Source organism: Pseudomonas sp. PB103 (genome assembly GCF_009764635.1).
Lineage (GTDB): Bacteria > Pseudomonadota > Gammaproteobacteria > Pseudomonadales > Pseudomonadaceae > Aquipseudomonas.
In genome coordinates this window covers 22,075-41,621 of sequence record NZ_RWIL01000013.1, presented here as the reverse complement: position 1 = coordinate 41,621, position 19,547 = coordinate 22,075, and the positions used below count along the sequence as shown (strand labels likewise).

Here is a 19,547-nt window from a genome sequence, read left to right as displayed (position 1 = left end):
CAGGAAACGCATTCCAATGTAGGAGCTGCCGAAGGCTGCGATCTTTTGATCTTTCTTTAGATCCGGCCCTCAGGCTCATACGGCGCCGGATCAATAATCGGCGCCCTGCCCAGCATCACATCGGCAAACAACTGGCACGACGCCGGCGCCAGCACCAATCCATTGCGGTAATGCCCGCAATTCAACCACAAGCCATCAAACCCCGGCACCCGGCCAATGTACGGAATCCCCTCGGGAGAGCCCGGACGCAACCCCGCCCAATGCCCAACCACCTCGGCATCCGCCAACGCTGGCAACAACTCGACCGCTGAAGCCTTGAGACTTTCCAGCGCCACCTCGGTCGGCGTCTTGTCGTAGCCTTCGTGCTCCAGCGTACTGCCGATCAGGATATGCCCGTCGCGGCGCGGAATAGCATAACGTCCCTTGGCCAATACCATGCTCGGCAAAAAGTCCGCTGCACATTTGTAGAGAATCATCTGGCCTTTGACCGGTTCGACCGGCAGCGTCAGATCCAGTGTCTTGAGCAAATCACCGCTCCACGCCCCCGCCGTCAGCACCACCTGATCGCCCTCGATCACGCCCGTGGACGTCTTCACGCCGACCACCCGCGCACCCTCGCGGACAAACCCGCTGACTTCGCACTGTTCGTGAATGGTCACGTTCGGCAATGCCTGCAGTGCTGCCTTCAACGATTTCACCAAGCGTGGATTGCGTACATTGGCCACATCGGCCATGTAGATCGCCCGCGAGAATCCGCCACCGAGTACCGGTACCGCATCGTGCGCCGCCGAGATATCCACAGCCCGCAGCGGACGGTTTTCCCGCTCGGCCCAGGCCAGCGCCTCGGCTTCATCGTCTAGGTCCAGCCAGTACAAGCCAGTGGTGTGCACTTCTGGATCAACCCCAGTGTCGGCAAACAGGCGCGCGCCGAGCTGTGGATAAAAATCCTGCGACCAGTGCGCCAGCGCGGTAACCGCCGGGCTATACCGCCACGGGTACAACGGCGAAACGATACCGCCACCCGCCCAGGACGATTCCTGGCCGAGATTCGAACGATCGAGCAGCACCACGCTGCGCACTTTGGAGGCGAGATTGTAGGCGGTCAGCAGGCCAATCACCCCGCCACCGACAATCACCACTTGCTGTTGCCTGGTCATGTTTGATCCAACCGTAAAAAAGACAGTGGGCGCAAAAGGCGCCCGAAAGAAAGCGCCTCAGCGGCCCCAGCAATCCTTGGTGGTCAGCCCGGTGGTCGCGTTGTTCATGCTTCGGACACCGGTATTGGTCAGGGTGAAATCCCCGCACTTGTCGGTGGCCATGGCCGAGCCGGCTTTGCGCGTGGCCGTCAGCAGATAGGTCTGGTCAGTGATCGTCGGGGTGATGGTGTAAAAATCGCTCCCTGTGCTGAGCCCAGTGATGCCGGTGTAGACATTGTTCTTGGTGTAAAACCGTTCGAGGGTTTGTGCCTGCTCCGAGAGCATCGATACCACTTCGGCACGGCGACCCTTTTTCACGTACTCGGTGAGGCTCGGATAGCCGATGGTGATCACGATGCCGATGATCGCAACGACGATCATGATTTCGATCAGGGTAAAACCTCGGTTGGATCTGCGCATGCCTCAAACTCTCGCTTACTGTATTTGTCGCCACATGATACGACGGCTGCCGCCGCCGGGTTTCTCCACCAGCGTGGTAATGCCACCGCTGGAATCGTTGACAATCTTGCGCGTGGCGCCGTTGACGATCGCATTCAGGGTCGGAATGCCACCGGTAAACACCACGCCGCTGGAAATCGTATCGTTGCTGTCGACCACGCCATCGGCGTTGGTATCGAGCACCGCGTAGTTGAGCATCTTACCGCTGAACGCATCGAGTTCGACCAGTTTGCCGGTGCCGAAGCTGGAACACGGATCGGTGGTGTCGACGCTCGCCGTGGTGAAAACGATCCGGCCGAGTACCAGGCTGGCCTGATTGATCACCCGCTCGCCAGTCAGCGCGTTGTTATACACCAGTGGCAGATACCAGCCCTTTTCTGCCGGGTACGTCGTGTCATTTTGCGTGGTGGTGATGAACTGTCCGGAGCTGCCAGAAAACACCCCGGTGACCGCCTGCGCCTGCAAACTGCTGACGGTGAGCTGCCCCGTGCCGCCGTCGGCGTCCCACACTGAATAAAATGCCTGCAGATCTTTGTTGGTCTTGTCCGCCGTTTCGTTGAATTTGCCAGTGCCGATGAAGATCTGCTTGCCGCCGAGTGAGTTGTCCGCCAACAACGGTTGTGCAGTGATCGGCTGAGTCGCGCCGCCCGCCGTGGTGAACAAGGGTTTACCGGAAAACGCCACGCCCCAACTGTCCGTCGATGTGGCACTGAGGTCAAACTTCCACAGACGCCCCTTCAAATCGCCACCATAAGCGGCCTGCACCACATTCTGCGAATTGACCTTGAGCTTCACTGACGACAGGCCATTGGTGGTTTCCGTGCTGTCGATGACGATTTTCCTGATCAGCGAACCGTCGCGCACATCCAGTACGTATAACGCCGCGACTCCGGAGTTGCTGCCGTAGCCATTGGCAATGAACGCCGCCCAGCGACCGTCCGACAAGCGTGCCACTTCCGGGCGCGCATAGGCATAACCCAGATCATTGAAAGCGTTCGCCGTGCTGGCAGTGGCCGGTGCGCTGACTTCCCAGAGCGCTCGCAATACGTTGCCTGCCGAAGCGTCGAACAGTTGCAGCGCGTAGAAGGACTTGCCGCCGGCGCCAGTACCGCCGATGGCCAGGGTTTTCCAGGCGCTGTTGAGCTGGGCATCAAACACGCCGACCTGACCGTCGACGAGAAACTTGTGGCTGACGCCGTTGATATAGGTCGGATCGGCGATCAACCGCAACGACGGCAACACACTGGAAGGCATGTAGGCATAACGCCGGGTGCCGTTGGCCGCGTTGATCACGTTGACGAAACCGTCATTGGCATTCACCACCAGGCTTGCATTCATGTTTGCCGCTTTGGTGGTCAGGTAAGCGCTGTACGTGCTGTCGCCGGACAGGTCGGAAGCGGTCTTGTCCGTGGGCGACGCCAGCACCAGTGGCGAATTGATGATGTCGCCGAGCAATACGCTGCGCACCTTGAGCCCAGCCTTGTTGGTGCCTTTGCTCCACTCCACCAGATCAATCCCGCTGATGCCTGTGGGCAAGCCTTGGCTCAGCGTGGTCTGCTGCGCAGCCGAAAAGTTGCCGTAGGCCAAGGTGACTGCGGCGTTACTGGTGGTGTTCCACGATTGATAAGTCGGTGCCGTGGCGCCGGGCACTATGGTGGTGTCCGTCGTCCAGAGCGCCGCCGAGGTATTCACCGCACCCGCCGCCGTAAAACCGAAGGATTTAATCGTGCCGCGCCAGTCCTTGGGATCGTAAATGGTCTGAAAGTAACTGGTGCCGCTGGCCAGGGTCGTGCCGCTGGTCACGCCGCTGCCGCCAGAGCCGGCCTTGGAGGTGATGTCGCTCAATGCCGAAGACAATGCGGCATTGAGCCCGGTGCTGTCGGTCGCCTGGTAGTACTTGCCCTGCCCGTAGCTGGCGGCGTCGGAAAGCATGTCGTTGGCGGCGGTGAACCCGACGGTGTAGGTGTTCATGTTCTGCTTGGGAAAATCCACTGCGTTCCAGCTCTTGCCGGCGGCATCGGTACCGGTCGAACGCATGTCGATGTCGAAGGCAAACTTGGCGATGTCGTCCAGGTAAAGAGTATCGCCCTCGTTGTCACCGTTGAGGTTGTTGCCGTCATTGTTGACGCCGTCCCAGTTCGGCAAGCGACTGCCACCCAGCGGATCGTTGCTCGGGAAAGTGCGGTCGAACGTCGGCAAGCCGTCGGTGATCACTACGCCGTAGTTTTTCTGGCAGCGATACTGAATCGGGCTGGTATAGGTCGCGGGCGTGCTGTTGTAGTACGGCGCCATGCCGCGCATGTAGCGGCTGATTTCGTAATAGGTTTCCGCCAACGGCGTATTGGCCACGGCGCTCAAGCCGTTGATCGATGAGATCAGTGCGTTGTAGTTGGTATCAGCCTGCGCCTGAGTGACGCTGCCGGAGACGGGCGCCAGATCGCTGATCGCGCGAGCAATGTAGCCGCCATTACCGGAGTTGTTGCTGGTGACCGGATTGAACGTCGACAGACCGATGCGCAAGGTGCGGTTGCTGGTGACCAGCGCTGTCGACACGTTGCGCGCGACGTTAATTCGATAATCATTGGGGATCGCCCCGGTGGTGAAATCGCGGGTGCCATTGTTGATGGCCAGGCTGACGACGTAGGCAATGTAATCGCCTGAATAACGCGTGTTACCGCTGCCGACCGGGTCCGGCAGTTTCAGACACAGCGGCGCGAGGCTGTTGTTGTAGAAAGCATAGGCACCGCCGGAACACCCTGATGTCGGCAGGCTGGAGAGAAATATCGAATCGCCGGTGATCGTCGACGAACTCAGGCACAACCCGAGCAGCGCGTTGCATTGCCGGGCCGGGGTGCGGTCGACGGCCGGATCGAACCCTGCCGCATAAATGATGCTGTTCATACTCCCCGAGTCGTCGATCAGCAGCATCACGTTCGGTGCCACTGCGGCCGCACTCAACAAGGGCGAGTCGGACGGTGTGAACGCATACGCCGGCGCCGCCAGATAGAGGCACGCCAGCAGGCCGATCAGCAGCGCCCGGCAGTGCTCAATACTTCGCATAGACACTCTCCACAACACTACGCGAAGTGCCGGCGATGCCGACAGCGGTTACCCGATACAGCGTCGCCGAGGTGTTGCTCGGCACGTTGACGGCGGTCAGCGTGGTGCCGATGTTCTGTACACCGTAGAAGCCATTGGCGGTAGCGATCCAGGTCACGCCCGAGGTTGAATTGAACCCCGCAGCACTGATCAACGAAGACTCTGCCGGCGGCGCACATTGCGTGGTGCCGCTGCACACCGCCAGCGAATAACCGTCGAGTTGCACAGCGCTTTCACCGACCCGCAACGCCGCCTCGGCGGTCTGGAACGACTGGTTGCGCAGGCTGACGCTGCCGGCCATTTTTTCCTGCATGTTGGCGCTTTGCATCGACGACAGACCGATCAGGGTCAGCAACAACAGAAACACCAGACACACCAACAACGCCATGCCGTGCTGCGCCCGGTGATGGAGTGGAGTCCTCATCGGCCCGCCCTCACTGCAAGCGGTTGCGCAAAGCGGCAACCACATTGAAGGTTTGATTGGCCACCCGATTGTTCGGGTCGGTGAGGGTCAGGCTCAGGCGGACGCTGCGAATGCGCGCCGGATCGCTGGGGTTGGCACTGTAGGTCGATGCCGCCACATCCGTTGCGGAACTGGCGAGGCCGAACATCACACTGAAAGCACTGACATTGTTGACCAGCACCTGCTGCGTGGGCGAGCCGCTGCCGGTGCCCATGAGAATCTGGTTGTTGCTGTAGCTGTAGATCAAGCGGCGAATCGGAAAGGCAATCTGCCCGCTCGCCGCCGCGCGCAGTCCGGTATAGGCGGTTGCGTTGTTGCGGCAATCGGAGACCACCGTCCAGGTCGGTGTACCGCCGCTGCTGCCGATATCGGCGGTGACCAGGGTCAGTTTGAGATTGGCGTTGTCCCAACTGATCGGCGTGAGCTGGGAGGCATTGAAGTCCCCTGCCGAACTGGAATCGGTAATCGTGCCGAGACAGCCGAACATGCCGACCATACGGATTTCCTGAATCATCTTGCTCAACACGAAACGCGCGTCTTCCTGCATCGCGGCGGCGCTGTTCTGACTGACGTAAGTGTTTTTGGCGGCAATGAAAATCTGCACGACGGCCAGCACCACAATCAGCCCAAGCGCCAGTGCGATCAACAATTCGATCAGGCCAAATCCCCGGTTACAACGCTTCATGGCGTGGCCACCGGATCAACCGCCGCGCGGCTACTGAGGACAAAGCTGCGTTGGGCGCTGGCGGTGTTGGCCGCTCGCGCATCGCTCCAGGTAATGGTGATGGTGTAAACGCGCTGATTGAGGGTAATGCTGCCAGTGGCAGTCGGGCCGCCGAAACCGACGATGTTGCTGGTGAAGTCGTAGAGGTCCTGATCGCGGGCGACGCTGAGGTTGCCCGAAGTCGGTGGCGTGACGGTATAGTCGGCGCCTGAGTTGGCGCGAATGCGGTCCATCATGTCGTAGGCGATGAAACTAGCCTGGCTGGTCATCCGTGAGCTGTCGGTGTACTTCAGCGCATTCAGTTGCACCGCCGCCGCGCCCAGCAGCCCGACCGTAAGAATCAGCAACGCCACCAGAACTTCGATCAGTGTCATGCCCTCCTGTGCCCTGCCACTCCCTGCCCTCATCCGCACATTCCACCCAATTGAATTCGTCCGTTCAAACACACGTTCAGCGTCCTGCTTTGCGTACCCAGCGTGTAAGTGATCACCACCGCCGTCGCGGCCGACAGCCCACCGAGGCTGTTGAAATCCAGCGCGGTCACTCCCAAGGTCAGCGCCAGACTGGCGCCGCTGCTCATCGCCGGAACAACCCGCAATACATTCGCCGGAGTGCCAGTACTGTCGTAGACCGACAACTCGCCGGTCCATGCGCTGCCGCCGGCAGTGGGTCGCAGCCGGATAGTGGTGCCACGGTCGATCGCCTCCAGACGAGCGAAATTGATTGCCCGTTGCAGGTCACCCATTTCGGTATCGGCCTTGCTGCTCTGTATCGAACGCGTGAACGTCGGCACGGCCAGGGTGATCAGGATCAGAAACACGGCGAGCGCGACCATCAACTCGATCAGCGTGAAACCTTTTGTACGAAGATCCATCGGTGCCCTCCGTTGCCCTCGGCTATACCTGCTTCTACAAACTAGAACATTCAACCGGCCGGCGTCGGTTGATTTGCTTTGCCCGGCGCACGGATTGCGCCGTTCATCACGCTCCACGGAGGGAGATTTCATGCCGCAACAGGGGTTCAGCCTGATTGAACTGCTTATGGGACTGGCGATTGGCGCGATTGTTCTGCTGCTGGTCAGTCCGACGTTTGCTGCGCTGCGCGAATCGAACCATCGCGATCAAGCCGCACAGGGGCTGCTCGACGGTATTCGCAGTGCGCGCACGCTGGCCATCACGCGCAATCAAAGCGTGGTGATTCACGGGATCAACGGCGACTGGGGTCAGGGCTGGCGGATCATTCTGGACGTCAGCGGCAAAGGGCCGGAAGACGCCAACAACCCGCTGCTGGTGGAGCGTGCGAGTGAGGCGAAGGTGCCGATTGTCGGCAATTGGTCGGTCAGTCGTTACATCAGGTTCAGCAGCCTGGGGCAACCGCTGATGCCCGGACGGACATTTCAGGCAGGGACTTTACATATTTGCTCGGCCCGTGAGCCGGTCAGCCAGCGCCAGGTGGTGCTGGCTGCGAGCGGTCGCGTGCGCCTGGCCAGCCAGGAAGCTGGACAGGCGCTGTGCGAGCTGGGGAAAAACCTCAGATCGAACGGACGCGCAGCTCTTTAGGCATCGAGAACGTAATGTTCTCTTCGCGCCCAGACAGCTCATCGGCACCGGTTGCGCCCCAGGCCTGCAGTTGCTGAATCACGCCGCGCACCAATACTTCCGGCGCGGAAGCGCCGGCAGTGATGCCGATCCGCTCGACACCGTCGAACCAGCTCTTTTGCAGATCTTCGGCACCATCGATCAGGTAGGCCGGCGTGGCCATGCGTTCGGCGAGTTCACGCAGACGGTTGGAGTTGGAGCTGTTCGGGCTGCCGACCACCAACACCACGTCGCATTCGTCAGCCAATTGCTTGACCGCGTCCTGACGGTTTTGCGTGGCGTAGCAGATGTCGTCCTTGCGTGGCCCACCGATAGCCGGGAAACGCGAACGCAGCGCATCGATGACGCGACTGGTGTCGTCCATCGACAGTGTGGTCTGAGTAACAAAGGCGAGTTTGTCCGGGTTATGCACCTGCAACTCGGCGACGTCTTTCTCGTCTTCGACGAGGTAGATCGCGCCGCCATTGCTGGCGTCGTACTGGCCCATGGTGCCTTCGACTTCCGGGTGACCGGCGTGGCCGATGAGAATGCATTCACGACCGTCGCGGCTGTATTTCGCCACTTCGATGTGCACCTTGGTCACTAGCGGGCAGGTGGCATCGAAGACTTTCAGGCCACGGCCAGCTGCTTCAGTCCGCACGGCCTGGGAGACACCGTGGGCACTGAAAATGACGATAACGTCGTCCGGCACCTGATCCAATTCTTCGACGAAGATTGCCCCGCGACTGCGCAGGTCTTCAACGACGAACTTGTTGTGCACCACTTCATGACGCACGTAGATCGGCGGCCCGAAAACTTCCAGGGCGCGGTTGACGATTTCGATCGCCCGGTCCACGCCGGCGCAGAAGCCACGGGGGTTGGCGAGTTTGATTTGCATGCTGTGCCTCGTGTCTTGCGCGCAAGAAATTAGATCAATACAGCCCTTGTAGGAGCAAAGCTTCGTGGCGAGGGGATTTATCCCCGATGGGGTGCGAAGCGCCCCCAATCCAGTCAACGCGCCTTAACTGGAACCGCGCCGTCAGGATTTGGGGGGCTTTGCCCCCATCGGGGATAAATCCCCTCACCACAAAAGCCCGCTCCCACAATGGTTTTAGCGGTGTTACTTACAGCGCTTTGACGTTGATGATCTCGACGTCAAAGGTCAGCGTCTTGCCCGCCAGCGGGTGGTTGAAGTCGATGGTCACCTGCGTGTCGTCGAACTCTTTCACCACGCCCGGCAGCTCAGTATTGGCCGCATCGTTGAAGATCACCAGCAAACCCGGTGACAGCTCCATGTCGACGAACTGCGAACGCGGGATGATCTGCACGTTCTGCGGGTTCGGCTGGCCGAAGGCGTTTTCCGGCTCGACGGTCAGCGTGCGCTTGTCGCCGGCCTTGAAGCCGAACAGCGCCGCTTCGAAACCCGGCAGCAGGTTGCCGTCGCCGACCTTGAAGGTCGCCGGGGCTTTGTCGAACGTGCTGTCGACGGTGTCGCCGTTCTCCAGGCGCAATGCAAAGTGCAAAGTGACTTCCGTGTTCTGGCCGATGCGTTGCTCAGCCAATACCTGTTCAGTCATGAACGGCCTCTTCGGTTTTCTTGGTTTTGAACATGTCCAGTGCCAGCATCACCGCGCCAACAGTAATCGCGCTGTCAGCAAAGTTGAACGCCGGGAAGTACCAGCGGTTCTGCCAGTGCACCAGAATGAAATCGATCACATGGCCGAGGGCAATGCGGTCATACAGATTACCCAGCGCGCCGCCCAGCACCAGCGCCAAAGCGACGGCCAGCCAGGTTTCGTTGCGACCCAGACGCTTGAGCCAGACCACCAGCACGGCACTGACCACAATCGCGATCAGGGCAAACAACCAGCGCTGCCAGCCGGAGCTGTCAGCCAGGAAGCTGAACGCAGCGCCAGTGTTGTAGGCCAGGGTCCAGCTGAAGTAATCGGGAATGATCACAATCTGCTGGAACATTTCGAGCTTGCCTTCGAAGTAGAACTTGCTGGCCTGGTCAATGACCAGAACCAGCAAGCTCAACCAGAGCCAGCTCAACCGTCCGAAACGGCCAACGGCATTAGGCATAGTGACGAACCTCGCCAGCGCCGCTGATGTTGTCGACGCAACGACCGCAGATTTCCGGATGCTCCGGGTTCACGCCAACGTCTTCGCGGCAGTGCCAGCAACGGGCGCACTTCGGGAAGGCCGATTTGACGATCTTCAGCTTCAGGCCGCTGACTTCAGTGGTTACCGCATCCGCAGGTGCCTGAACAAAAGGCGCAACGCTGGCGGTCGAGGTGATCAAGACGAAGCGTAGTTCGTTGCTCAGCTTGGCCAGGTCGGCGCTCAGCGCGTCTTCGGCGTACAGCGTCACTTCGGCTTGCAGGTTGCCACCGACGGCTTTCGCCGCGCGCTGGATTTCCATTTCCTTGTTCACCGCTACTTTGACCGCCATTACGCGCTCCCAGTAGTCGCGACCCAGTTCAACGTCGGCCGGCAGTTCGGTCAGACCTTCGTACCAGGTGTTGAGCATCACCGACTCGTTACGCTCGCCCGGCAGGTATTCCCACAGTTCGTCGGCGGTGAAGGCGAGGATCGGCGCGATCCAGCGCACCAGCGCTTCGGAGATATGGAACAGCGCGGTTTGCGCCGAACGGCGGGCCTTGCTATTGGCGCCAGTGGTGTACTGACGGTCCTTGATGATGTCGAGGTAGAAACCGCCCAGCTCCTGCACGCAGAAGTTGTGGATCTTCGAGTAGACGTTCCAGAAACGGTATTCGCCGTAGTGCTCTTGCAGCTCGCGCTGCAGCAGCAAGGTGCGGTCGACCGCCCAACGATCCAGCGCGAGCATTTCTTCAGCCGGCAAGATGTCGGTGGCCGGGTTGAAACCGCTCAGGTTCGAGAGCAGGAAGCGCGCGGTGTTACGGATACGACGATAGGCGTCCGCACTGCGTTGCAGGATCTGGTCGGAAACCGCCATTTCCCCCGAGTAGTCGGTCGACGCGACCCACAGACGCATGATGTCGGCGCCGAGGGTGTCGTTGACTTTCTGTGGCGCGATTACGTTGCCCAGCGATTTGGACATCTTGCGGCCGGCTTCGTCGACGGTGAAACCGTGCGTCAGCAGTTCGCGGTACGGCGCGTGGTTGTCGATGGCGCAACCGGTCAGCAGCGACGAGTGGAACCAGCCACGGTGTTGGTCAGAACCTTCCAGGTACAGATCGGCGCGCGGGCCGCTCTCGTGACCCATCGGGTGCGAACCGCGCAGGACGTGCCAGTGCGTGGTGCCCGAATCGAACCAGACGTCGAGGGTGTCGCTGATCTTGTCGTACAGTGGCGCTTCGTCGCCGAGCAACTCGGCAGCGTCCATCTTGAACCAGGCTTCGATGCCTTCGACTTCAACGCGTTTGGCGACTTCTTCCATCAGCTCAACGGTGCGCGGGTGCAGTTCGCCGCTTTCCTTGTTCAGGAAAAACGGGATCGGCACGCCCCAGTTGCGCTGACGCGAGATGCACCAGTCCGGACGGTTGGCGATCATCGAGTGCAGACGCGCCTGGCCCCAAGCCGGGACGAACTTGGTGTTTTCGATGGCTTTGAGCGAGCGCACACGCAGGGTGTCGCCGCTGGTTGGCTCTTTGTCCATGCCGATGAACCACTGCGCGGTCGCGCGGTAGATCAACGGAGTCTTGTGGCGCCAGCAATGCATGTAGCTGTGTTCGATGACGGTGGTGTGCATCAGCGCACCGACTTCGGTCAGCTTGTCGACGATGGCCGGGTTGGCCTTCCAGATGAACTGGCCGCCGAAGAATTCCAGCGACGGCACGTAAACGCCGTTGCTTTGTACTGGATTGAGGATGTCGTCGTTGACCATGCCGTATTTCTTGCAGGTCACGAAGTCGTCCACGCCGTAGGCCGGAGCGGAGTGAACCACGCCGGTACCAGCGCCCAGTTCAACGTAGTCAGCCAGGTATACCGGCGACAGACGGTCGTAGAACGGGTGACGGAAGTTGATCAGTTCCAGCTCTTTACCGGTGGTGGTCGCAATGACCGAACCTTCCAGGCTGTAACGAGCCAGGCAGGCTTCGACCAGCTCTTCAGCCAGCACCAGCAACTTGTCGCCGACATCAACCAGCGCGTAGTTGAATTCCGGGTGAACGTTCAAAGCCTGGTTGGCCGGGATGGTCCACGGGGTGGTGGTCCAGATCACGATCGACGCCGGCTTGCTCAGCGACGGCAGACCGAACGCGGCAGCCAGTTTGGCTTCGTCGGCGATCGGGAAGGCGACGTCGATGGTCGAGGATTTCTTGTTCTCGTACTCGACTTCCGCTTCAGCCAGGGCAGAACCGCAGTCGAAGCACCAGTTCACTGGTTTGAGGCCCTTGAACACGAAACCGCCCTTGACGATTTCAGCGAGGGCGCGGATTTCACCGGCCTCGTTCTTGAAATCCATGGTCTTGTACGGGTTGGCCCAATCGCCCAGCACGCCGAGACGGATGAATTCGGACTTCTGCCCTTCGATCTGCTCGGTGGCGTAGGCACGGCACAGTTCGCGGGTCTTGTCCGCGCCCAGGTTCTTGCCGTGGGTCACTTCAACCTTGTGCTCGATCGGCAGGCCATGGCAGTCCCAACCCGGAACATACGGCGCGTCGAAGCCCGACAGGGTCTTCGAGCGGATGATCATGTCCTTGAGAATCTTGTTCAGTGCGTGACCGATGTGGATCGTGCCGTTGGCATACGGAGGGCCGTCATGCAGAACGAACTTCGGACGATCCTTGCCAATCTCGCGCAACTTTCCGTACAGGCCAATACTGTCCCAGCGCTGCAGGATCTGCGGTTCGCGCTGTGGCAGGCCGGCCTTCATTGGGAAGGCGGTGTCCGGAAGGTTAAGCGTGGCTTTATAGTCGGTCATTTAAGGCTCTTCATTAGCGATGGGCGCTAGGTGCGGCTAGTGCACGGGCGGTGGCGACATCCGCATTGATCGCCGTTTTCAATGCCTCCAGGGAGGCGAAGCGCTGCTCTTCACGCAGCTTTTGGTGGAAAACCACCGTCAAACGCCGGTCATACAGATCGCCGGCAAAATCTAAAAGATGGACTTCAAGGTGGGCCTTGCCATCACCTTGTACCGTGGGCCGTACGCCGATATTGGCGACGCCGGGCCAGGTCTTGCCGTCGATGTCGACATCCACCAGATACACCCCGGTGAACGGCACACGACGACGCTTGAGTTGAATGTTGGCAGTGGGCGTACCCAGTTGCCGGGCCAGTTTCTGCCCGTGCAACACGCGACCGGCGATGCGGTACGGGCGGCCGAGCAAACGTTCGGCCAAGGCAAAATCGGCGGCAGCCAAGGCGTTGCGCACCTGTGTGCTGCTGACACGAATACCGTCCAGCTCGACGGTTTGCGCCGCTTCAACGGTAAAACCGTGCATCTGCCCGGCCTGCAACAGGAAGTCGAAATCACCGAGGCGGTCGCAACCGAAGCGGAAATCATCACCGACTTCCAGATGCTGCACGCCGAGGCCATCGACGAGGATGGTGTCGACGAATTCACTGGCGCTGAGCTTGCTCAAGCGCTGGTTGAACGCCAGGCACAACACCCGGTCAACGCCTTCGGCGGCCAGCAGTTGCAGCTTGTCGCGCAACCTTGCCAGACGTGCCGGCGCGGTCTCGGGGGCAAAGAACTCCCGTGGCTGCGGCTCGAAAATCACCACGCAGCTGGGTACGCCCAACTCGAGCGCACGCTCACGCAGTCGGGCCAGGATAGCCTGGTGACCACGGTGAACACCGTCAAAGTTGCCAATAGTGGCGACGCAGCCCCGATGCTGGGGGCGCAAGTTGTGGAGGCCTCGAACCAGCTGCATAACGCGCTTCTTGCTCATAAAGTGGTCGATTATAACCACACCCGACGGTCGACGACAGGCAACACCGTAACGCAAAGTGAACGAGCCGACAAAACTGCCGGCCCGCGCCTGTTTATAGAGGGTAAAACCTCAGCTCAAGGCCTTGCGATTGAAGTCGCGCAGGCGGAAACCGAGCAGCAGCAACATGCCGAAATAGGACACCACGCCCGCCGCGACCAAGGCGCCCAGACGCAGGAAACGCTCAAGCATGTGCCCTTGATCCCATGGCGGCATGAAATGCATGCCGATCAACAGCACCACAGACATCACCGCCACCGCCACCACCAGTTTGAAAGCGAACTTGGCCCAACCCGGCTGAGGCTGATACATCTGCTGTTTGCGCAGTTGATAGAACAGCAGTCCTGCGTTCAGACAGGCGCCTGCGCTGATCGCCAAAGCCAGACCGGCGTGAGCCAGGGGGCCGATCAGCACCAAGTTGAACAACTGAGTAACCACCAGCGTGAAGATTGCGATTTTTACCGGGGTTCTGATGTTCTGTTGCGCATAAAAGCCCGGCGCCAACACTTTGATCACGATAATCCCGAGCAGGCCGACAGAATAAGCAATCAGCGCACGCTGAGTCATCTCGGCGTCAAAGCCACTGAACTGGCCATATTGAAACAGCGAAACGGTCAGCGGCTCAGCGAGAATCCCCAGCGCCAGCGAGCACGGCAGCACCAACACAAAGCACAAGCGCAGACCCCAATCGAGAATCCGCGAATATTCGTGGCGATCCTTGCTCGCGTAGGTTTTTGCCAGCGTCGGCAGCAAAATCGTGCCCAACGCCACACCAAGCACGCCGGATGGCAACTCCATCAAGCGGTCGGCGTAATACATCCACGACACCGAGCCTGCGACCAGAAACGAGGCGAAGATGGTGTTGATGATCAGCGAAATCTGGCTGACCGAGACGCCGAGGATAGCCGGCAACATTTGCTTCATCACCCGCCACACGCCGGTATCGCGCAGGTTCAGACGCGGCAGCACCAGCATGCCGATCTTTTTCAGGTGCGGCAGTTGATAAAGCAGTTGCGCCAGACCACCGACCAATACCGCCCAGCCAAGCGCCATGACCGGAGGATCGAAGTACGGCGTCAGGAACAGCGAAAACACGATCATGCTGACGTTGAGCAGGGTCGGCACGAACGCCGGCACCGAGAAGCGGTTCCAGGTATTAAGGATCGCGCCCGCCAGCGACGACAGCGAGATCAGCAATATATAAGGGAACGTCACACGCAACAGATCAGAGGTGAGCTGGAATTTTTCCGGTGTATCGGTGAAACCCGGGGCCGTGGCCCAGATCACCCACGGAGCAGCGATCATGCCCAACGCAGTGACGATCGCCAGTACCAGCGTCAGCAGGCCCGATACGTAGGCAATGAAGGTACGGGTCGCCTCTTCGCCCTGCTGACTTTTGTACTCGGCAAGAATCGGTACAAAAGCTTGTGAGAAAGCCCCCTCAGCGAAGATCCGCCGCAGCAGATTGGGCAGTTTGAAGGCGATAAAGAAGGCGTCTGTCGCCATCCCGGCGCCGAATGTGCGGGCGATAAGCGTGTCACGAACAAAACCCAGAATCCGGGAAAGCATCGTGATAGAGCTGACGGCGGCCAACGATTTGAGCAGATTCATTGAGGGAATTTGTGCCTGTCGATAAACAGCAGGCGAATTAAGCGCCTACTTATGCGATACTCCGCGCCGCAGCAGCACAGAGCCAAAGCTCGCGAGTTTACAGGTCAAGCGCCGGAAATAAATATCCCGCCTCTTTATACCTACCACTTAGCGGAACGTTTCAAGTGCCCTTGACAAGACTTCTCTTCATCGGCATGATTCGCGGCCTATTTTGTTTGCTATTTCCTAAAAAGTCTTTCGAGGAGCTCGACGGTGGCCAACTCACCTTCCGCCAAAAAACGTGCAAAACAGGCTGAGAAGCGTCGCAGCCACAACGCCAGCCTGCGTTCCATGGTTCGCACCTACATCAAGAATGTAGTTAAAGCCATTGACGCAAAAGACGCTGAAAAAGCTCAAGCTGCATACGTTCTGGCTGTGCCAGTTATCGACCGTATGGCCGATAAAGGCATCATCCACAAGAACAAGGCTGCTCGTCATAAGAGCCGTCTGAATGGCCACGTCAAAGCGCTGAAAGAAGCTGCTTAATCGACGTAGTCATTAAAAAACCGACCTTAGGGTCGGTTTTTTATTGCCTGTGATTTAACAAATCCAGCGCAAAAAAAATGCAGGAGTGAGCAGGCTCACTCCTACAGTTGGTTTCGCGGGGTTATTGCTGGACGGGCACCCACGGCAGAATCGGAATCGCCGTCACCGCGTTCTGCGGGCTACCCTCAATCACGCGATCGCTGTAGACCAGGTAAACCAGGGTGTTGCGCTTCTTGTCGAGGAAACGCACCACCTGCATGGTCTTGAACACCAGCGATGTGCGCTCCTTGAACACCTCATCGCCGTCCTTCAGGTCACCCTTGAACTTGATCTCGCCCACTTGCCGACAGGCAATGGAGGCTTCAGCCCGATCTTCGGCCAGACCCAAGCCACCTTTCACGCCGCCAGTCTTGGCGCGCGACAGATAGCAGGTCACACCTTCGACCTTGGGGTCATCAAATGCCTCGACCACGATCCGGTCGTTTGGCCCGACCAGCTTGAACACTGTCGACACCTGACCGATTTCCTCGGCCGAGGCCAGCAATGGCAACGCCATCAACAAGCCCAACAATCCTTTTGCTACACGCATCAAGTTTTCCTTAAACCAGGATCAGGTTGTCACGGTGAACCAGCTCAGGCTCAGCCATGTAACCCAGCAAACCGACAATCGCATCCGACGACTGACCGATGATTTTTTGTGCTTCCAGCGCGCTGTAGTTGGCCAGGCCTCGGGCGATCTCACGACCGTCCGGCGCCACGCAGACCACCATTTCACCGCGACGGAAACTGCCCTGCACCAACTTCACACCCACCGGCAGCAGACTTTTGTTGCCTTTGGACAGCGCTGACACCGCACCGTCATCCAGCACCAGCGTGCCGCGCGTTTGCAGATGCCCAGCCAGCCACTGCTTGCGCGCCGCGAGCATGCCGCGCTCGGGTGACAGCAAGGTGCCGATGCGCTCACCCGCTTTCAGGCGATCAAGTACACGCTCAAGACGCCCACCAACAATGATCGTGTGCGCACCGGACCGCGCAGCCAGACGCGCCGCGCGCAGCTTGGTCTGCATGCCGCCGCGCCCCAACGCGCCACCGGTACCGCCCGCCACCGCATCCAGGCTCGGATCATCGGCGCGCGCTTCGTAAATCAGTTGCGCATCAGGGTTGTTGCGCGGATCAGCGTCGAACATGCCATCGCGGTCGGTCAGGATCACCAGCAGATCCGCCTCGACCAGGTTGGCCACCAGCGCCGCCAGCGTATCGTTGTCGCCGAAACGGATTTCGTCGGTGACCACGGTGTCGTTTTCGTTGATGACCGGGATGACTTTCAGCTCGACCAATGCACGCAGAGTACTGCGAGCATTGAGGTAGCGCTTGCGGTCGGACAGATCGTCGTGAGTCAGGAGAATCTGCGCCGTGTGCCGGCCATGCTCGGCGAAGCTCGATTCCCACGCCTGCACCAAGCCCATCTGGCCGATCGCCGCAGCCGCCTGGAGCTCGTGCATCGCACTGGGTCGTGCGGTCCAGCCCAAACGGCTCATGCCAGCCGCCACCGCCCCGGAGGACACCAGCACCAATTCGACGCCAGCCTCATGCAAGGCCACCATCTGCTCGACCCAGACACTCATTGCCGCGCGATCCAGCCCCTTGCCATCAGCTGTCAGCAAAGCGCTACCGATCTTCACGACCCAACGCTGCGCACCTGTCACCTTGCTCCGCATCATCTTCAACCTTAGCTTGAGGGCAGCGCGACCCAGCGCCGCCCATGACGTTATTTGTGACTTGCGATTTCCAGATACTAAAACGCCGCTCGATTGAGCGGCGTTCAAGTTTATCGCAACGAATCAGTCACGCACGTAAATGATTTCCGGACCGTCTTCGTCATCCACATCTTCTTCGTCCCAATCATCGTCACCGATGTCATGGACCGACTTCACGCCACTGCGACGCAGGGCACGCTTGTCATCCAGCGCCTGCAGTTGCGCGCGGGCTTCGTCTTCGATGCGCTGATCGAGATCGGCCAGCTCTTCCTTGTAAGCCGGGTCATTGGCCAGGCGATCAGCACGGTCTTCCATGTAACGCATGATGTCGTGGCACAGGCGCTCGGTACCGATCTTGGCGATAGCCGAGATCACGTAGACCGGACCCGTCCATTCCAGGCGATCAACGATTTCCTTGACGCGCTCATCGTGCTCTTCTTCAAGGATCTGGTCGCACTTGTTCAGTACCAACCAACGATCACGCTCAGCCAGGGACGGGCTGAACTTGATCAGCTCGTTGACGATCACCTCAGCCGCATCCGGTGCGCTGGTGTCATCCAGCGGCGCCATGTCGACGAGGTGCAGCAACAGACGCGTACGCGCCAAGTGCTTGAGGAAGCGGATACCCAAGCCGGCACCGTCGGAAGCACCTTCGATCAGACCCGGAATGTCGGCAATGACGAAGCTCTTCCAGCGGTCGACGCTGACCACACCGAGGTTCGGCACCAACGTGGTGAACGGATAGTCGGCAACTTTCGGCTTGGCGGCCGATACCGAGCGGATAAAGGTACTTTTACCGGCGTTCGGCAAGCCCAGCAGACCAACATCGGCCAGTACTTTCATTTCCAGTTTCAGGTCGCGCTGCTCACCCGGCTTGCCCGGCGTGGTCTGGCGCGGTGCACGGTTGGTACTGGATTTGAAACGGGTGTTGCCCAGACCGTGCCAGCCGCCCTGCACAACCATCAATTTCTGACCAGCCTTGGTCAGGTCACCGATGACTTCCTGGGTAGCGGAGTCGATCACTGTGGTGCCGACCGGCACGCGCAGGATCAGGTCTTCGCCTTTTTTACCGGTGCAGTCGGTACTGCCGCCGTTGGAACCACGCTCGGCATCGAAGTGCCGGGTGTAACGGTAGTCGACCAGGGTGTTGAGGTTTTCGTCGGCCATCATGTAGATGGAACCGCCGTCACCGCCATCACCGCCGTTCGGGCCACCGTTTTCGATGAATTTTTCCCGACGGAAACTCATGGCGCCATTGCCGCCGTCACCAGCCTTTACGCGAATCGATACTTCATCAACAAACTTCATAACCAACGCCTCTCGCCATACGGACGAGCCGAAAAACAATCAAGACATAAGACTCTTGCAAAAATGAGCGCAGCGACCCCAAAACACGACCTGCATCGCACGCCGACAGCCCATACAAACAGTTTTGCAAGAGACTCACCCCACAAACGAAAAAGCCCCGTCGCGAGACAGGGCTTTTCCAGCGATCGCGCAATTAAGCTGCGACAACGCTCACGTAACGGCGGTTGAACGCGCCTTTTACTTCAAACTTGATCACGCCTTCGATTTTCGCGAAGAGGGTGTGATCCTTACCCATGCCAACGCCGTAGCCAGCGTGGAATTGGGTGCCGCGCTGACGCACGATGATGTTGCCCGGAATGATTTTCTGGCCGCCATACATCTTAACGCCAAGGCGTTTGGCTTCTGAGTCGCGACCGTTACGGGTACTACCACCAGCTTTTTTGTGTGCCATGAGTCAATTCTCCTAGTGAGGAATTAGGCTGAAATTAAGCCTGAATACCGGTGATTTTGATCTCGGTGTACCACTGGCGGTGGCCCATACGCTTCATGTGGTGCTTACGGCGACGGAACTTGATGATGCGGACTTTATCGTGACGACCTTGGGAGATCACTTCAGCCACAACGGTAGCGCCAGCAACAACTGGAGCGCCGATATTCACGTCGTCGCCATTGGCAACCAACAGAACGCGATCAAAGGTAACGGATTCGCCGGTAGCGATTTCCAGTTTTTCGATCTTCAGGTATTCACCTGGGGCGACTTTGTACTGCTTGCCGCCAGTAACGATTACTGCATAAGACATGGTATTTCTCCGATAATCCTGCTCACCCAGCTCTTTATAAGAAGAGGTATTGGCTGGCATGGCTGCATAAGGCTGGAAGGCCCGTTGCAATTGCGTAAGGCAGGTGCTGCCCA

Annotated in this window: 20 protein-coding genes; 2 read left to right on the top strand and 18 right to left on the bottom strand. The window is 59.3% G+C overall.

Annotation, left to right across the window (positions count from 1 at the left end):
- Nucleotides 1-56 precede the first annotated feature (56 nt).
- The 7 genes from thiO to EJA70_RS02560 are packed head-to-tail and all read right to left on the bottom strand — an operon-like array spanning nucleotide 57 to nucleotide 6,815.
- The gene (gene thiO, locus EJA70_RS02590; RefSeq protein WP_158829398.1) at nucleotides 57-1,157 is read right to left on the bottom strand and encodes a glycine oxidase ThiO; all 1,101 of its coding nucleotides are present in this window, start codon (nucleotides 1,155-1,157) and stop codon (nucleotides 57-59) included.
- Nucleotides 1,158-1,214: 57 nt separating this feature from the next.
- Nucleotides 1,215-1,616, bottom strand: a complete 402-nt coding sequence (locus EJA70_RS02585; RefSeq protein WP_158829396.1) for a type IV pilin protein — start codon at nucleotides 1,614-1,616, stop codon at nucleotides 1,215-1,217.
- Nucleotides 1,617-1,631: 15 nt separating this feature from the next.
- The gene (locus tag EJA70_RS02580) at nucleotides 1,632-4,715 is read right to left on the bottom strand and encodes a pilus assembly protein (protein ID WP_158829394.1); all 3,084 of its coding nucleotides are present in this window, start codon (nucleotides 4,713-4,715) and stop codon (nucleotides 1,632-1,634) included.
- On the bottom strand, nucleotides 4,702-5,178 hold the full coding sequence (locus tag EJA70_RS02575; protein ID WP_158829392.1) for a PilX N-terminal domain-containing pilus assembly protein: 477 nt from the start codon (nucleotides 5,176-5,178) through the stop codon (nucleotides 4,702-4,704). The genes EJA70_RS02580 and EJA70_RS02575 overlap by 14 nt, the downstream gene beginning before the upstream one ends.
- 10 nt (nucleotides 5,179-5,188) lie before the next feature.
- Nucleotides 5,189-5,902, bottom strand: a complete 714-nt coding sequence (locus tag EJA70_RS02570; protein ID WP_158829390.1) for a PilW family protein — start codon at nucleotides 5,900-5,902, stop codon at nucleotides 5,189-5,191.
- A complete protein-coding gene (pilV, locus tag EJA70_RS02565; protein ID WP_008078534.1) occupies nucleotides 5,899-6,348 on the bottom strand; it encodes a type IV pilus modification protein PilV in 450 nt (149 codons plus the stop codon). The genes EJA70_RS02570 and pilV overlap by 4 nt, the downstream gene beginning before the upstream one ends.
- Nucleotides 6,345-6,815, bottom strand: a complete 471-nt coding sequence (locus tag EJA70_RS02560; protein WP_158829388.1) for a GspH/FimT family pseudopilin — start codon at nucleotides 6,813-6,815, stop codon at nucleotides 6,345-6,347. The genes pilV and EJA70_RS02560 overlap by 4 nt, the downstream gene beginning before the upstream one ends.
- 130 nt (nucleotides 6,816-6,945) lie before the next feature.
- On the opposite strand from EJA70_RS02560, the gene EJA70_RS02555 reads away from it, so the two are divergent.
- Entirely contained in the window at nucleotides 6,946-7,500 is a 555-nt protein-coding gene (locus EJA70_RS02555) for a GspH/FimT family protein (protein WP_158829386.1), read from the top strand.
- Here EJA70_RS02555 and ispH read toward each other — a convergent pair.
- The 6 genes from ispH to murJ all read right to left on the bottom strand — a co-directional run bounded on the left by ispH (nucleotide 7,472) and on the right by murJ (nucleotide 15,044).
- Nucleotides 7,472-8,416, bottom strand: a complete 945-nt coding sequence (gene ispH / locus EJA70_RS02550) for a 4-hydroxy-3-methylbut-2-enyl diphosphate reductase (RefSeq protein ID WP_008078538.1) — start codon at nucleotides 8,414-8,416, stop codon at nucleotides 7,472-7,474. The two genes, EJA70_RS02555 and ispH, sit on opposite strands and share 29 nt — an antisense overlap.
- Nucleotides 8,417-8,642: 226 nt before the next feature.
- The gene (fkpB, locus tag EJA70_RS02545; RefSeq protein ID WP_174245140.1) at nucleotides 8,643-9,080 is read right to left on the bottom strand and encodes an FKBP-type peptidyl-prolyl cis-trans isomerase; all 438 of its coding nucleotides are present in this window, start codon (nucleotides 9,078-9,080) and stop codon (nucleotides 8,643-8,645) included.
- Between the two features lie 7 nt (nucleotides 9,081-9,087).
- On the bottom strand, nucleotides 9,088-9,600 hold the full coding sequence (lspA, locus tag EJA70_RS02540) for a signal peptidase II (protein WP_053123968.1): 513 nt from the start codon (nucleotides 9,598-9,600) through the stop codon (nucleotides 9,088-9,090).
- Nucleotides 9,593-12,424, bottom strand: a complete 2,832-nt coding sequence (ileS, locus tag EJA70_RS02535) for an isoleucine--tRNA ligase (RefSeq protein WP_158829384.1) — start codon at nucleotides 12,422-12,424, stop codon at nucleotides 9,593-9,595. Before ileS ends, lspA begins: the two co-directional genes overlap by 8 nt.
- 13 nt (nucleotides 12,425-12,437) lie before the next feature.
- Complete coding sequence (ribF, locus tag EJA70_RS02530; RefSeq protein WP_008078544.1) at nucleotides 12,438-13,376, bottom strand: bifunctional riboflavin kinase/FAD synthetase; 939 nt, start codon at nucleotides 13,374-13,376, stop codon at nucleotides 12,438-12,440.
- A gap of 129 nt (nucleotides 13,377-13,505) precedes the next feature.
- On the bottom strand, nucleotides 13,506-15,044 hold the full coding sequence (murJ, locus tag EJA70_RS02525) for a murein biosynthesis integral membrane protein MurJ (protein ID WP_008078545.1): 1,539 nt from the start codon (nucleotides 15,042-15,044) through the stop codon (nucleotides 13,506-13,508).
- A 252-nt stretch (nucleotides 15,045-15,296) separates the two neighbouring features.
- Between murJ and rpsT the strand changes: the two genes are divergently transcribed.
- Nucleotides 15,297-15,569 (top strand): 30S ribosomal protein S20, encoded by a 273-nt coding sequence (gene rpsT, locus EJA70_RS02520; RefSeq protein ID WP_003228351.1) that lies wholly within the window; start codon nucleotides 15,297-15,299, stop codon nucleotides 15,567-15,569.
- Between the two features lie 121 nt (nucleotides 15,570-15,690).
- On the opposite strand, the gene EJA70_RS02515 is transcribed toward rpsT, so the two are convergent.
- The 5 genes from EJA70_RS02515 to rplU all read right to left on the bottom strand — a co-directional run bounded on the left by EJA70_RS02515 (nucleotide 15,691) and on the right by rplU (nucleotide 19,434).
- Entirely contained in the window at nucleotides 15,691-16,158 is a 468-nt protein-coding gene (locus tag EJA70_RS02515) for a CreA family protein (RefSeq protein ID WP_158829382.1), read from the bottom strand.
- Nucleotides 16,159-16,168: 10 nt separating this feature from the next.
- Nucleotides 16,169-17,287, bottom strand: coding sequence for a glutamate 5-kinase (gene proB, locus EJA70_RS02510; protein ID WP_053123978.1), 1,119 nt, complete (start codon nucleotides 17,285-17,287; stop codon nucleotides 16,169-16,171).
- Between the two features lie 123 nt (nucleotides 17,288-17,410).
- The gene (gene cgtA / locus EJA70_RS02505) at nucleotides 17,411-18,634 is read right to left on the bottom strand and encodes an Obg family GTPase CgtA (protein WP_008078548.1); all 1,224 of its coding nucleotides are present in this window, start codon (nucleotides 18,632-18,634) and stop codon (nucleotides 17,411-17,413) included.
- A gap of 193 nt (nucleotides 18,635-18,827) precedes the next feature.
- Nucleotides 18,828-19,085 (bottom strand): 50S ribosomal protein L27, encoded by a 258-nt coding sequence (rpmA, locus tag EJA70_RS02500; protein ID WP_003176049.1) that lies wholly within the window; start codon nucleotides 19,083-19,085, stop codon nucleotides 18,828-18,830.
- Between the two features lie 34 nt (nucleotides 19,086-19,119).
- Nucleotides 19,120-19,434: a 50S ribosomal protein L21 gene (rplU, locus tag EJA70_RS02495; RefSeq protein WP_003176051.1), complete on the bottom strand. Its 315-nt coding sequence runs from the start codon at nucleotides 19,432-19,434 to the stop codon at nucleotides 19,120-19,122.
- Nucleotides 19,435-19,547 lie beyond the last annotated feature (113 nt).

Excerpts from the sequence above, each read along its gene's own strand:
- pilV (WP_008078534.1), bottom strand. The coding sequence starts at position 6,348 with ATGAGGGCAGGGAGTGGCAGGGCACAGGAGGGCATGACACTGATCGAA.
- proB (WP_053123978.1), bottom strand. The coding sequence starts at position 17,287 with ATGCGGAGCAAGGTGACAGGTGCGCAGCGTTGGGTCGTGAAGATCGGT.
- EJA70_RS02580 (WP_158829394.1), bottom strand. The coding sequence starts at position 4,715 with ATGCGAAGTATTGAGCACTGCCGGGCGCTGCTGATCGGCCTGCTGGCG.
- ispH (WP_008078538.1), bottom strand. The coding sequence starts at position 8,416 with ATGCAAATCAAACTCGCCAACCCCCGTGGCTTCTGCGCCGGCGTGGAC.
- EJA70_RS02515 (WP_158829382.1), bottom strand. The coding sequence starts at position 16,158 with ATGCGTGTAGCAAAAGGATTGTTGGGCTTGTTGATGGCGTTGCCATTG.
- thiO (WP_158829398.1), bottom strand. The coding sequence starts at position 1,157 with ATGACCAGGCAACAGCAAGTGGTGATTGTCGGTGGCGGGGTGATTGGC.
- rplU (WP_003176051.1), bottom strand. The coding sequence starts at position 19,434 with ATGTCTTATGCAGTAATCGTTACTGGCGGCAAGCAGTACAAAGTCGCC.
- EJA70_RS02560 (WP_158829388.1), bottom strand. The coding sequence starts at position 6,815 with ATGGATCTTCGTACAAAAGGTTTCACGCTGATCGAGTTGATGGTCGCG.
- cgtA (WP_008078548.1), bottom strand. The coding sequence starts at position 18,634 with ATGAAGTTTGTTGATGAAGTATCGATTCGCGTAAAGGCTGGTGACGGC.
- EJA70_RS02555 (WP_158829386.1), top strand. The coding sequence starts at position 6,946 with ATGCCGCAACAGGGGTTCAGCCTGATTGAACTGCTTATGGGACTGGCG.
- EJA70_RS02585 (WP_158829396.1), bottom strand. The coding sequence starts at position 1,616 with ATGCGCAGATCCAACCGAGGTTTTACCCTGATCGAAATCATGATCGTC.
- ribF (WP_008078544.1), bottom strand. The coding sequence starts at position 13,376 with ATGCAGCTGGTTCGAGGCCTCCACAACTTGCGCCCCCAGCATCGGGGC.
- EJA70_RS02575 (WP_158829392.1), bottom strand. The coding sequence starts at position 5,178 with ATGAGGACTCCACTCCATCACCGGGCGCAGCACGGCATGGCGTTGTTG.
- murJ (WP_008078545.1), bottom strand. The coding sequence starts at position 15,044 with ATGAATCTGCTCAAATCGTTGGCCGCCGTCAGCTCTATCACGATGCTT.
- EJA70_RS02570 (WP_158829390.1), bottom strand. The coding sequence starts at position 5,902 with ATGAAGCGTTGTAACCGGGGATTTGGCCTGATCGAATTGTTGATCGCA.
- rpmA (WP_003176049.1), bottom strand. The coding sequence starts at position 19,085 with ATGGCACACAAAAAAGCTGGTGGTAGTACCCGTAACGGTCGCGACTCA.
- ileS (WP_158829384.1), bottom strand. The coding sequence starts at position 12,424 with ATGACCGACTATAAAGCCACGCTTAACCTTCCGGACACCGCCTTCCCA.
- lspA (WP_053123968.1), bottom strand. The coding sequence starts at position 9,600 with ATGCCTAATGCCGTTGGCCGTTTCGGACGGTTGAGCTGGCTCTGGTTG.